The organism is Phenylobacterium sp. (genome assembly GCF_031360265.1).
Lineage (GTDB): Bacteria > Pseudomonadota > Alphaproteobacteria > Caulobacterales > Caulobacteraceae > Phenylobacterium.
The window spans coordinates 26,408-38,195 of record NZ_JANMBF010000104.1 but is presented as its reverse complement, the minus strand read 5'-3'; the positions used below and the strand labels follow the sequence as shown (position 1 = coordinate 38,195).

12 protein-coding genes are annotated in these 11,788 nt (G+C 68.2%); 1 reads left to right on the top strand and 11 read right to left on the bottom strand.

Features of this window, described 5'->3' with window-relative positions:
- Nucleotides 1–2: 2 nt before the first annotated feature.
- From RMN86_RS09590 to RMN86_RS09565, 6 genes are all read right to left on the bottom strand, one after another.
- Nucleotides 3–401, bottom strand: a complete 399-nt coding sequence (locus tag RMN86_RS09590) for an OB-fold domain-containing protein (protein ID WP_309605618.1) — start codon at nucleotides 399–401, stop codon at nucleotides 3–5.
- 91 nt (nucleotides 402–492) lie between these two features.
- Nucleotides 493–1,185, bottom strand: coding sequence for a winged helix-turn-helix domain-containing protein (locus RMN86_RS09585; protein WP_309605617.1), 693 nt, complete (start codon nucleotides 1,183–1,185; stop codon nucleotides 493–495).
- Between the two features lie 70 nt (nucleotides 1,186–1,255).
- Nucleotides 1,256–2,785 (bottom strand): DHA2 family efflux MFS transporter permease subunit, encoded by a 1,530-nt coding sequence (locus RMN86_RS09580; protein WP_309605616.1) that lies wholly within the window; start codon nucleotides 2,783–2,785, stop codon nucleotides 1,256–1,258.
- Nucleotides 2,786–2,794: 9 nt separating this feature from the next.
- Nucleotides 2,795–3,178, bottom strand: coding sequence for a hypothetical protein (locus tag RMN86_RS09575; RefSeq protein WP_309605615.1), 384 nt, complete (start codon nucleotides 3,176–3,178; stop codon nucleotides 2,795–2,797).
- A complete protein-coding gene (locus RMN86_RS09570; RefSeq protein WP_309605614.1) occupies nucleotides 3,175–4,200 on the bottom strand; it encodes a phosphotransferase family protein in 1,026 nt (341 codons plus the stop codon). The genes RMN86_RS09575 and RMN86_RS09570 overlap by 4 nt, the downstream gene beginning before the upstream one ends.
- A gap of 12 nt (nucleotides 4,201–4,212) precedes the next feature.
- The gene (locus RMN86_RS09565; protein ID WP_309605613.1) at nucleotides 4,213–5,523 is read right to left on the bottom strand and encodes a cytochrome P450; all 1,311 of its coding nucleotides are present in this window, start codon (nucleotides 5,521–5,523) and stop codon (nucleotides 4,213–4,215) included.
- 97 nt (nucleotides 5,524–5,620) lie between these two features.
- Between RMN86_RS09565 and RMN86_RS09560 the strand changes: the two genes are divergently transcribed.
- A complete protein-coding gene (locus RMN86_RS09560; protein ID WP_309605612.1) occupies nucleotides 5,621–6,703 on the top strand; it encodes a hypothetical protein in 1,083 nt (360 codons plus the stop codon).
- A gap of 21 nt (nucleotides 6,704–6,724) precedes the next feature.
- Here RMN86_RS09560 and RMN86_RS09555 read toward each other — a convergent pair whose 3' ends face one another.
- From RMN86_RS09555 to RMN86_RS09535, 5 genes are all read right to left on the bottom strand, one after another.
- Complete coding sequence (locus RMN86_RS09555) at nucleotides 6,725–7,135, bottom strand: hypothetical protein (protein WP_309605611.1); 411 nt, start codon at nucleotides 7,133–7,135, stop codon at nucleotides 6,725–6,727.
- 100 nt (nucleotides 7,136–7,235) lie between these two features.
- Complete coding sequence (locus RMN86_RS09550) at nucleotides 7,236–8,195, bottom strand: type II secretion system F family protein (protein WP_309605610.1); 960 nt, start codon at nucleotides 8,193–8,195, stop codon at nucleotides 7,236–7,238.
- A gap of 15 nt (nucleotides 8,196–8,210) precedes the next feature.
- Entirely contained in the window at nucleotides 8,211–9,170 is a 960-nt protein-coding gene (locus RMN86_RS09545; RefSeq protein WP_309605609.1) for a type II secretion system F family protein, read from the bottom strand.
- On the bottom strand, nucleotides 9,167–10,591 hold the full coding sequence (locus tag RMN86_RS09540; protein ID WP_309605608.1) for a CpaF family protein: 1,425 nt from the start codon (nucleotides 10,589–10,591) through the stop codon (nucleotides 9,167–9,169). Before RMN86_RS09540 ends, RMN86_RS09545 begins: the two co-directional genes overlap by 4 nt.
- Nucleotides 10,591–11,787: an AAA family ATPase gene (locus RMN86_RS09535; protein WP_309605607.1), complete on the bottom strand. Its 1,197-nt coding sequence runs from the start codon at nucleotides 11,785–11,787 to the stop codon at nucleotides 10,591–10,593. Before RMN86_RS09535 ends, RMN86_RS09540 begins: the two co-directional genes overlap by 1 nt.
- Nucleotide 11,788 lies beyond the last annotated feature (1 nt).

Here is an 11,788-nt window from a genome sequence, read left to right as displayed (position 1 = left end):
GCCTATCCCTTCGCCGGTTCGAAGAAGGGCAGGGAGATGTCGTCGTTCTGTTTGGCGAAGGTCACCGTCACCGGCATGTCCAGCGGCAGAGCTTGCGGGGTCTGCGGGCAGCCGACGATGTTGGTCATCATTTTCGGGCCCTCCTCGAGCTTCACCACGGCGATGGCGTAGGGCTCGGTCCCCATGTCGGGACGCGGACGGTGGTTGATCACGTAGGACCAGAGCACGCCCTTGCCGCTGGCCGGATAGACCTCGACCTTGCGGCTTCCGCAGAAGGGGCAGAAGGGGCGCGGGGGGAAATAGCTTCCCCCGTCGCAGGCGGTGCAGCGCTGCAGGCGAAGCTCGCCGGCCTTGCAGCCGTCCCAGAAATGCCGGGTCTCCGGCGTGGGCTCAGGCAACATCCTTGGTGGCATCTGGAAATGGATCCCCGGTCAAAATCTCTACGGCCCCCGATCCGGGGTCGGCGCAGCAAAGCCGACCCGATGGGGTTTGTCACGCCTCGACGGCGACGCCGAAGATTTCCCGCAGGGCCGCCAGGCCGCGAGGGCTGAAACTGACGATGCGGGTCCCCGGCTCCCGCGCCGCCCAGCCCAGGCCATAGAAGCGCTGAAGAAGCGCAGCGCCCAGGGCGCCGGCCAGATGCGAGCGCCGGACACTCCAGTCGAGGCAGCCCTTGCACAGCGGGCGCCGCTGCGCCGACATCGCGACCAGGTCGAGCCCCAGCGCCGTGACAAATGTCTCGCCGGCCGCGGTCAGAACCAGGGTCCCTCCAGATCCGTCGACCAGCGATCGCGCCGTCAGGCTGTCCAGGATCGCGACCCCGAGGTCCCCGGCCAGGTGGTCGTAGCAGACGCGCGCGCGGCGCAACGCCGGCTCTGCGGGCCCGGTGCGCAGGCGGGTATGGCCGGTCCGTTCAGCCAGGCCGGTCAGCGCCTCCAGCACGCCCGCCACGTCGGGACCGGCCAGCGCGTAGTAGACATGACGTCCCTGTTTTCGCCCGGCGATCAGGCCGCCGGCGGCGAGCTTGCCCAGGTGCGAACTGGCGGTCTGGGCCGTCACGCCGGCTTCGCGAGCCAGTTCGCCAGCCGTCAGCGCCTGCCCGGCGCAGAGCGCGGCCAGGATATTGGCCCGTGCCGGGTCGCCCATCAGGGCGGCGACGGTTGCGATGTCCGGACCGACCTTCATGCCGCGACCCTAGCCGAAGAACGGATGCCGGGCCACGGACTACAGTTCGACCGTCATCCAAGTGTGCCAGCTAGTCGGGCACAGGCTCCCGCTCCGGCCTTCCGACCACGCTTGCCGGCGGCTTCAGGAACAGCAGACTCGGCGCCAGCAGCAGGCAGCCGATCGCCATGGCCCCGAAGATGGCGTCATAGCTGATCATCGAACCTTGCCGTGTGACCTCGGCGTTGAGAGCGGCTACGCCGGCGGGGGATTGCAGAGCGAACATCTGCGGCATGGCCCAACGCAGGACCGGATCGGTCACGGTGATATGCTCGCTCAGCCCGGAGTGCGCGGCCGCGGCGTCACGGATCAGCATGGCCTGCACGAGTGAAATCCCCAGGCTCGAGCCCAGGCTCCGGGCCATGGTGCCGACGATTGTGCCCTCGACCCGATGGATCGGAGAAAGTCTGGCGTAGGCCAGGGTGTTGAGCGGCGCGAACAGCAGGCCGGTCCCCAGTCCCTGGATCAGGCCGGAAATCTCGATGGGTCTGGCGGTCATCGAAAGATCGAAATGACCCATCTGCCAAAGCGCCCAGCTGGAAAGCAGAACGCCGACCAGCAGGACCATCCGTGGGCCGAACCGCGCGATCAGCAGCGGAACGGCCAGGAAGGCCGCGAGCGAGCCTAGGCCGCGTGTCATACTGGCGACACCGCTCTGCAAGGCCGAATAGCCAAGCAGGCTCTGCATGAACGAAGGCAGCAGCGCGCTGCTGGAGAACAGCAGTACGCCGACGAACATGGCGAACGCCGTGCAGACAACGAAATTCGCATCCTTGGCCAGGTCGCGATGAAAGAACGGATGCTCGGCGGTCATGGTCTGGATGACGAAGACGTAGAGGCCTGCGATACAGATGGCGGTCTCGATCCAGATCTCCCGGGATTCAAACCAGTCCTGACTGGGCCCTCGGTCAACCAGCATCTGGAAGCCGCCAATGAACAGCACCAGCGCTCCGAAGCCGAGGAAGTCGAAGGGGCGTTCCCGGCCCCCGTCGTCCCGGTCCATGAAGGTGTAGATGGCCAGGAAGGCCACGATGCCGATCGGCACATTGATGTAGAAGACCCAGCGCCAGGACAGTTCCTCGGTCAGCCAGCCGCCCAGCGTCGGCCCCAGGATCGGCCCCAGGATCACCGCCGCGCTCCAGATGCTCATCACCCGCGGGATCAGCCGCAGCGGATAGACGTCAAGCATCGTCGCCTGTGAGAGCGGCATCAACGACGCGCCGGCGACCCCCTGGATCAGCCGGAAGATGACGATCTCCGGCAGGCTGGTGGCCATGCCGCAGAGGATCGAGGCCGCTGTGAAACCCGCGATCGAGAACAGGAACATGCGCTTGCGGCCGAATTTCTGCGACAGCCAGCCGGACAGCGGGGTCATGATCGCGGTGGCGATGATGTAGGATGTGAGCACCCAGACGACCTGGTCGGAGGCGGCCGAGACGCTGCCCTGGATATGCGGCAGGGCGACGTTGGCGATGGTCGAGTCCAGGGTGTTCATAAGCGTCGCCAGCATCAGGCCGCCGGTGATCGGGATGCGGTTCTCGATGTCTTTTGCCGACGCCATGCGCGAGACTCAGACCAGGGAGACGGAAAGCTTGCGGCGTTCCGTCGAGACGCGGAGTTCGGTCCAGATGGCGGTCTGACGCGTAACGTCGCCAGTGGTCTCCGCATCGATCTGGGCGGCGATCAGCAGGGTCCGAAGCCGGGCGTTCTCGGTGCGCAGGATGGACAGCCGCAGGTCGTCCTCGCAGGCGGCCCCGCCCAGCAGCCTGGCCAGGGCTCGATTTTCCTGGACCAGGGTCTCGGCCGCCCCGTCCCAGACCTCCGCGGCCATTGCCAGCAACATGGACGACAGGCCAAGCGCGCCGGCGCGTTCGCCGTCGGGCACGCCGGGCGCGGCGCTGCGGATCAGCAGTTGGGCGAGCTCGCCAAGGACGCTGGGGACATCGGGGGTCACAGCTTGCCCATCACCTTGAGGATCGCCCGGTCCTGGGCATTCATCAGCCACCACGCCGGATAGACCATGATCGGCTCCCTGTTGCCGCCGTCGATGAAGGCCCTGGCCGAGCCCACCCAGATACCCTGGCCCTTCACGCAGTTGAAGAGGATCCACCAGTGCAACGCGGCCGGATCGGCCACAAGGCCGCTGGCCCGCTCCCAGATTGCGATGGCGCGGTCCCGGGCGAGCAACCCACCCTCCAGGCCACGGCCGAACTGCCAGACCGGATTGAAGCCCCAGCCGAGATCCTCCAGTGGGTCGCCGAGATGGGCCATCTCCCAGTCCAGGACGGCGTGGATCTCGCCAGCCGCGTCATAGAGAAAGTTGCCGGTCCGATAGTCGCCGTGGACCACGCCAAGCTTCTGGGCCGGCGGCGGGGGGTTGGCCCGCAGCCAGCGGACGGCGGCGCGCGCGATGGGCTGCGGCTCGGCCTCGCTGCGGTCGAGGATCGCTTCCCAGTGATCGAGTTCGCGGCCCCAGCAATCCCCGAGCGTGGGCGCGGCCATCCATCGATCCAGGCCCATAGCCCAGGGGTCAGCGCGGGCGATCTCCCCCAGGATGGTCCACTTGCGCTCGGCTACCCGAGGCAGCACAGCTTCGTAGCCGCCGGCGAACAGCACCTGCGGCGAGGCCTGAAACCCCACGATCTCCTCGGCGATGAAGAACGGGTGATCGAGGGCGGCGCCGGTCTCTTCCAGCCACAGCATTTTCGGGACCGGGACGGGAGAACCAGCAAAGGCGCGGTAAGCCTCGAATTCCACCCGACGTTCGGTGTCGATCAGGCTGGCCGGCGGGTCGCGCCGCAGGATCAGTTGGCGGTCGCGAGCCTGGCCGCCCTGCCGGTAGCTCAGTCGAAAGCGATAGGTCTCGCGGCTGGCCCCGCCGGAAATGCGCTCAAGATTGGCGACAACGATCCCCGACGCATCCGGCATCCGCGTCGCGATATAGGCCGCGACCCGGGGCTCCAGGGGGTGGCTCAACAGCCCTCCCCCTCAGCTCATCGAAAAGCGGATCGGCAGGCGTTTGGGGCCGTTGACGAACACGCCCTCGCTCATCGCCGGGATCCCGTCGAGCGCCAGGTCGGAAAGCCTGGGGATCAGCTCCTCCCACAGGATGCGCATCTCCATCTTGGCCAGGTGCTGGCCCAGGCACAGATGCGCGCCATAGCCGAAGGCCAGGTGACGGTTGGGCTTGCGATCGACCTGGAAACTCTGGGGGTCGTCGAACACCGTCTCGTCGCGGTTGCCCGAGGCGTAGCAGAGCATCAGCCAGTCGCCCTTCCTCAGGTCGCGGCCGGCGAACTGGGCGTCGGCGGTGACGGTGCGCATGAAGGTCTTCACCGGGGTCGTCCAGCGGATGCTCTCGTCCACCAGGCTGGGAATCAGCGACGGGTCGGCCTTGACCTTGGCGAACTCGGCGGGGTTCTCGGCCAGCGCCCAAAACGCCCCGGCGACCGAGGAGGAGGTGGTGTCGTGCCCGGCTGTGGCGACGATGATGTAGTAGCTCATCGCCTCCAGGTCGGAGATAGGCTGGCCGTCGATCTGGCTGTTGGCGATCAGTGTCGCCAGGTCGTCGGTGGGGTTGGCCCGCTTGCGCTCCGACAGCGCCCGGAAATAGTTCGAGAAGTCGACGATCACGCCAAAGTCGATCGGGGCGGCCTGGGCTTCCGGCGGTGGGCCGTCGGCGCTTCGGCCAAGCTCGGGATCGGCGGCGCCGAACAGCTCCTGGGTGAGCTTCAGCATCCGGCCTTCGTCTTCCTCCGGCACGCCCAGGATGCTCATGATCACATGCAGCGGGTAGTGCAGGGCCACCTCCTGGACGAAGTCGCAGCGCCCGACCCCATCCTTGCCCACCCGGGCGGCCATGCGCGCCACGGAAGCCTTGGCGATCACCCGGATCTGGTCCTCCAGCCGGCGCAGGTTCGGCGGCATGAACCACCCTTGCGTCAGCGCCCGGTACTTCGGATGGTCCGGCGCATCCATGTGGATCAGGGTGCGCAACAGGTGCGGGCTGCCGCCCATCATCTCGCGGACCTTCTGGTCCACCGCCTGGCTGGTCAGCGTCGGCGAGCGGTCGCCGTTGTGGAACAGGTCGTTCTGGCGGCTGATCTCCAGGATATCGGCGTGGCGGGTGGCCACCCAGAACGGATCGACACCCTCGATGGTCGCCATGCCGAAGGGCTCGTTCTTGCGCAACCAGGCGTAGGCGTCGTGTATGCGCCCGTCGGCGTAGGCGCCCGGCTGGGCCAGCTGATCGGCCACATCCTTGGGGATGCGGTGGTCCGCCTCGGTCATGACGCTCATCCGGTCGTCCCTTGTGTTCTGGTCGCCGCGCGCACTTGATACGCGCCGACGGCGGCTCGCAAGCATGACCGCACGTCAAGGGAGCTGAGGGCCTTCGATGCTGACCAAGGGTGACGACTATCCGATCCACCAGACGCCGGAGCCGATCGCCTACTCCGGCTCGGACCGGAACTTCTACGACCGCTATTTCTTCAACGGCTATTCGCCGGACGGCTCGGAGTTCGTGGCGGTGGCCTTCGGGGTCTATCCGGCGCTGAACGTCGCCGACGCCCATGTCTCGATCATCCGCGACGGGGTCCAGCGCTGCCTGCACGCCTCGCGCATCCTGGGCATGGAGCGCATGGACCTGATGGTCGGGCCGGTGCGGATCGAGGTGATCGAACCTCTCCAGACACTGAAGGTGACCCTGGAGCGCGCCGAGGGCCTGGCTATCGAACTGACCTTCGAGGGCCGGTCGTTCCCGATCGAGGAGCCGCGCTTCACCCGTCGCAACGGACCCAGGATGTTCATGGACTACACGCGGCTGACGCAGAATGTGCGCGTCAGCGGCTGGACCGAGGTGGACGGCGACCGGCGCGCGACCGGCGCCGGCTGGACCGGCACGCGCGACCGCTCCTGGGGCATCCGGCCGGTGGGCGCTCCGGACACCCAAGCCACGCCGGGCGCGGGACTGGCGGGGTTCTTCTGGCAGTGGACGCCGCTCAATTTCGCCGACACGTCGGTGTTCTTCCACGTCAACGCCGACACCGAGGGCAAGCCCTGGAACACCCGCGCGGTGATCCTGCCGGACGGGGCGGACGCCGACGGCGGCTGGCATTCCGACGCGCCGCGGATGGAGGAGGTGACTCTGAAGCGGGCCACGCGCCACGCGCTCGGCGGCACGCTAAAGATCCCACTGGTCCAGGGCGAGGCCTCGGTGCGCATCGAGCCCAAGGGCGTCTTCCTGATGCGGGGCATTGGCTATGGCGGCGACTGGCGCCACGGGGGCCTGAAGGGCGAGCTGGCGGTGGCCCGCGAGGACATCGACCTGGCCACGGTCGACATGGCCGCGCCGGAAAACTGGCACATCCAGGCGATCTCGACAGCGGTGATGAGCCAGCCTAACGCCCCCGAGCAGCGGGGGGTCGGGGTGTTCGAACAGCTGATCGCGGGACCATATCGGCCGTATGGGCTGGGGTGAGGCCGGCGTCAGCCTGTCGCCCTAGAAGAACCCGCTGAGGAACGCCGCCGCCTCGTCCGAGATGCCGACGATCTTGTTGGTGGCCTGGCGGTAGAATTTGAAATTGAGCTCGGTCCCGGGCTGGCCGTCGGTCCAGTCGGTGAGCGGTCTCAGTTCGTTGCGTCCCAGCGGCCGTCTCGCCAGCGCGGTCCGGGCGATCGAGATGCTCACCCGCGGGGTCTGCCGGGCGACGCCGGGCCGCCGGGCGATGGCGTCGGCGGACAGGACGACGCCGCGCGCGATCATGCCGCGCCCGCCCTCGGTCTCGCTCGCGAACACGAAAACCGTATCGCCGCGGGCAATATGCCTGCCGCCATACATCGTCTTTTGAGCGGTGAATGTGAACGTCATGGCCAACGGATCGGCAACTTCGGCCTTGATCGCGAACGCCATGCTGATCCTCTCCGGCGCAAATCGCTGAAGGTTGGACGGGTCAGGGATGGACCACGAAGGCGACGCCCCGACTGGTGGACGCCTCCCGGACCCTGCAGCCTCAGTGTTTGCCGAACACCTGCATCAGGCGGGCGGCGGCGGGTAGCATCAGGGAGCCCAGCAGGCAGGGAAAGATAAACAGGATCAGCGGCACGGTGAGCTTGGCCGACAGGGCCAGGGCCTTCTCTTCGGCGCGAAGCATCCGCTTGGCGCGCATGTCCTGGGAGAACACCGTGAGCGTGTCGCCCAGGCTGGTGCCCATCTCCTCGGCCTGGCGCAGCATGGTGGCGAGTTGGCGCGCGTCATCGATGCCCAGGCGGTCGGCAAAGGCTGACCAGGCGTCCTTGCGCGACTTGCCGGCCCGCAGTTCGAGCACCAGGAACCGCAGGTGGACCGTCAGGTTCGGATAGCGCCGCGCCAGTTCCTCGGTCACCCGGGTGACGGCGGCGTCCAGGCTGAGCCCCGCCTCGACCGAGGCCACCAGCAGGTCCAGCAGGTCGGGGAAACCGTCGGAGTATTCCCGTTCACGGGTGGTGCGGCGCATCTTCAGCACCTGGTCAGGTCCGAGGATCGCGGCGCCGGCCATCACGCCGGCGATGGCGATGCCGCCCAGGCCGCCCTTGCCGCCGGCGATCAGTGGCAACAGCACGATGACGCCAAGCGTGGCCAGAGCCAGGGCCGCGGCGCGGACGCCGAGATAGATGGTCGGCGCCTCGCGGTTGTAGAAGCCGGCCTGCATCAACCGATTGCGCAGCACCGACAACTGGGCCGGATCGCGCACCGCGGCCTGCTGACCCAGGCGCCGCACCCCTCCGAGCAGCTGGCTTCCAAGACTCGCGCCGGAGCCATGGCGGCCAGCCTGCCCGCCATAGCCGCCCCCGCCGGCGGTCTGCAGCCGGTTGCGGCGAATGGCGCGCAGGCGAAGCTCGGTGGCGGCCATCCAGGCCACCCCGCCGACGCCGGCCAGCACCAGGATCGCGCCGGCGCCGGAGATCAGGGTCTGCAGCTGGGTCGGGTCCATGCGCGGCGCCCCGCCCTAGAGCCGCAGATCGATCATGCGCCGCATGACCATATTGCCGATGAACATCCAGACTCCCAGGATCGCCAGGCCGTACTTGACCACCGGCTCGTGGATCACGTCGCCGTAGAAGTGCGGGGCGGAGATGATGATGAAGCCCATGGCCAGGAAGGGCGCCGAGGTCAGGATCATCGCCGAGGCGCGGCCTTCGGAGGACGCCGCCTTGATCTTCAGGCGCATCTTGTGACGATCGCGCACGGTGGCGGCGTTGAGTTTCAAGAGGCCGGTCAGATTGCCGCCGGCGCGCTCCTGCAGGCGAACCGTGGCGGCGAACAGATCCACGTCGGGGTGCTGGCATCGCTCGGACATCCGCGCGATGGCCTGCTCCATGGTGGCGCCAAAGGCGATCTCGTCGGCGGCCATGCCGAATTCCGAACCGATCGGATCGCTCATCTCGCGCCCGACGAGGTTGATCGCGGTGGGCACCGGGTGGCCGGCCTCGAGGCTGCGGACGATGATCTCCAGGGCCTGCGGCAGCTGGTAGCCGAGCGCCTTGGCGCGCTTGCCGGCCATGGTCTTCAGATAGACGATCGGACCGCCGAGCCCGAACAGAAGGGCGCCGACCACGAACATCAGCGGGACCTTGGTGAGCACCGCGGCGGCCATGCCGCCGACCAGCGCGGCCAGCACCGCATAGAGCACCCACTTCTTCGCGTCATAGGTCACACCCGAGGCGACGATCAGGTCGGAGAGCCAGCGCAGCCGCCCGCCCTTGTCGCCGGCGGCGTTGAGGCCGCGCTGCTTGCGCAGTTCCATGACCAGGGCGGAGACCCCATCGACCTTGTCAGCCACCTTCAGTCGCTTGTTCACGAGGCGCTTCTGGGTGGCGACGGTGAACAGACCGAACGCGGCCTGGCCGGCGGTGAACACCGCAGCGAACACCAGGATCAGGACGATGAGGTGGCTGTCGAACTTCATGATGTGCCCAGCGCGCGCGTCGGATCGAAGTTGGCGGTGTCGTAGCTGATGCCGCGGCGCTGCATCTCCTCGATGCAGCGGGGCCGGAGGCCCGTGGCGCGAAACTCGCCGTGCACCGTGCCGTCCGGGTCGGTGTGGGTGCGGTTGAACACGAAGATATCCTGCATCTGCACCACCTGGCCCTCCATGCCGGTGATCTCGGTGACATGGGTGATCTTCCGCTTGCCGTCCGACAGGCGCATCACCTGAATGATCAGGCCGATGGCCGAGGCGATCTGCTGACGCATGGCGTCGGGGCTGATGGTCAGCCCGCCCATGGCGATCATCTGCTCCAGGCGACCGATCGCCTCGCGCGGGTTGTTGGCGTGGATGGTGGCCATGGAGCCTTCGTGGCCGGTGTTCATGGCCTGCAGCATGTCGAATGCCTCGTCGGCCCGGACCTCGCCAAGGATCACCCGGTCGGGCCGCATGCGAAGCGCATTCTTGACCAGCTCGCGCTGACGGATCTCCCCCTTGCCCTCGATGTTCGGCGGGCGGGTTTCCAGGCGCACCACGTGCGGCTGCTGAAGCTGCAGCTCGGCGGCGTCCTCGATGGTGATCAGCCGCTCGCCGTGACTGATGGCCGCGGACAGGGCGTTCAGCAAGGTGGTCTTGCCCGAACCGGTGCCGCCGGAGATCACCGTCGAGACGCGCGCCTTGACCGCGCCATGGATGAAGTCGGCGACGGCCATGGGCATGGCCTTGAATTCCACCAGGCGTTCTAGGGTCAGCGGCTTCTTGGAGAATTTGCGGATCGAGACGCAGGCGCCATCGATGGCGATCGGCGCGATCGCGGCATTGACCCGGCTGCCGTCGGGCAGGCGGGCATCGACCATCGGCTGGCTCTCATCGATGCGCCGGCCGACACCGGCGACGATGCGGTTGACGATGCGCAGCAGGTGCTCGTTGTCGCGGAAGGTGACGGGCGTGAGCTCGAGTTCGCCGCGCCGCTCCACATAGACCTGGAACGGGCCGTTGATCAGGATGTCATTGATGCTCTCGTCCTTGAGCAGCGGCTCCAGCGGCCCCAGCCCGACCATCTCGTCGAAGATCGAGGCGCCCAGTTCGTTCAGGTCCGCCGTGTTCAGCGCCATGCGCTCGGCGCGGGCGAAGTCGGCCACCAGCCGCAGCACCTCGCGGCGCATGTCCGCCTCGTCCAGCGTGTCCAGCTTGGCGAGATCCAGCTCCTCGATGAGCCGCGCGTGCAGCCGCAGCCGGATGTCCAGCTGCGAGGGCGCCGCCCCCTTGGCGGGGGCCGACGGGCGGGACATCTGCGCCGCGTGGGACGGGGGCGGGGGCTGGGGTTGCGCCGCGGGCGTCGGCGGCCCGGCGGGCGCGGGGTCCGCCGTCCGCGCCGCGCCGGGAAGGCCGAAGCGGCTCATCAGGCCGCCTTCTGGGGCTGGACGACGCGCCTGACGGGCTCTGCGGCAAGCCGCTCGACGAGGGCGTGGACGTCCTTGACGATCTTTGACTTGGGCCGGTGGGTGGCGATGGGACCGCCCAGGTTGACCGATGCCGCCGCGGCCTCCCAGTCAGAACTGATGCCCGCCTCCGCCTTGCGCTGCAACGCCTTCTCGGCTTCGGACATCGATGGCGCGGGACCGAACATGCGCCCGGCCAGGCGGTTGAGCACAATGCGCGGCTTGCGGTCTGAGCCGGGCGCGCGATCGATTTCATCGGACAGCGCGCGGGCGGCGATCAGCGCCGGCACGGTGAGTTCGGAGACCACCAGCACTTCGTCGCAGCCGCCCAGGGCTTCCAGCGTCCAGGCGCGGCGGTGACGCGGCATGTCGATGATCACCCACTCGTAGCTTTCGCAGGCGACCTCCAGAACGCGCAGCACCGCTTCGCGGCTGACCGTATCGAAGGCGGACGGGTCGCGGATTGCGGCCAGCAGGTCGAGTTGCTTGGACACCGGCGTGACGAAAGCCTGCAGCATGGCCGCGTCGATGCGCTCGGCGGACTGGCTGAATTCGGCCAGTTTCATCGTCGGATTTGCGCCAAGGTAGGCGGCCGCCGCGCCGTCGGCGAGATTGAGGTCGATCAGGCAGACCGAGCGGTCCTTGGCGGGCGCCTGCCGTGTGCAGAGCGCGTTGGCGATCTCAATGGCCACCGTGGTGGCTCCCGCGCCGCCGACCGCGCCGGTGATCGCCCAGCAGCGGGCGACCGCGCCATCGGCGGGGGCCGAGACCGGCGTCGTGTCGACCATCAGAGCCGCGATGGCCGAGGCAATGTCGTCATCGGTGTAGGGCGCATCGAGGACGTCGGAGCGTTCCAGGCGCAGGAGGCCGCGGACCACCGCCGTCGGCAGGTGCGCGCCCACCAGCAAGGCCGGCGGGGGCGCCGGGCAGGCCGCCAGCGCCTTGACGATAAGCTCCAGGGTCTGCGGCTCCCAGGCATCTGCGTCGATGACGATCAGCTCGGCGTCGGCGAACCCCAGGGCGCTCAACCGCTCCAGCCCGCCGATTTCCAGATGAGCTCCGGCGAACGGCCCGTCGGCGAGCGCCGAAAGACCCTTGCCGAGCGCCAGAACGCGGCGTCCGGCAAGACCGCCGGCGGGGGTGGGCTGGGAACTCATG

What these genes read in the sequence shown, in the direction of transcription:
- RMN86_RS09580 (WP_309605616.1), bottom strand. Translation starts at nt 2,785, where the DNA reads ATGGCGTCGGCAAAAGACATCGAGAACCGCATCCCGATCACCGGCGGC.
- RMN86_RS09535 (WP_309605607.1), bottom strand. Translation starts at nt 11,787, where the DNA reads ATGAGTTCCCAGCCCACCCCCGCCGGCGGTCTTGCCGGACGCCGCGTT.
- RMN86_RS09540 (WP_309605608.1), bottom strand. Translation starts at nt 10,591, where the DNA reads ATGAGCCGCTTCGGCCTTCCCGGCGCGGCGCGGACGGCGGACCCCGCG.
- RMN86_RS09550 (WP_309605610.1), bottom strand. Translation starts at nt 8,195, where the DNA reads ATGGACCCGACCCAGCTGCAGACCCTGATCTCCGGCGCCGGCGCGATC.
- RMN86_RS09560 (WP_309605612.1), top strand. Translation starts at nt 5,621, where the DNA reads ATGCTGACCAAGGGTGACGACTATCCGATCCACCAGACGCCGGAGCCG.
- RMN86_RS09565 (WP_309605613.1), bottom strand. Translation starts at nt 5,523, where the DNA reads ATGAGCGTCATGACCGAGGCGGACCACCGCATCCCCAAGGATGTGGCC.
- RMN86_RS09545 (WP_309605609.1), bottom strand. Translation starts at nt 9,170, where the DNA reads ATGAAGTTCGACAGCCACCTCATCGTCCTGATCCTGGTGTTCGCTGCG.
- RMN86_RS09555 (WP_309605611.1), bottom strand. Translation starts at nt 7,135, where the DNA reads ATGGCGTTCGCGATCAAGGCCGAAGTTGCCGATCCGTTGGCCATGACG.
- RMN86_RS09585 (WP_309605617.1), bottom strand. Translation starts at nt 1,185, where the DNA reads ATGAAGGTCGGTCCGGACATCGCAACCGTCGCCGCCCTGATGGGCGAC.
- RMN86_RS09590 (WP_309605618.1), bottom strand. Translation starts at nt 401, where the DNA reads ATGTTGCCTGAGCCCACGCCGGAGACCCGGCATTTCTGGGACGGCTGC.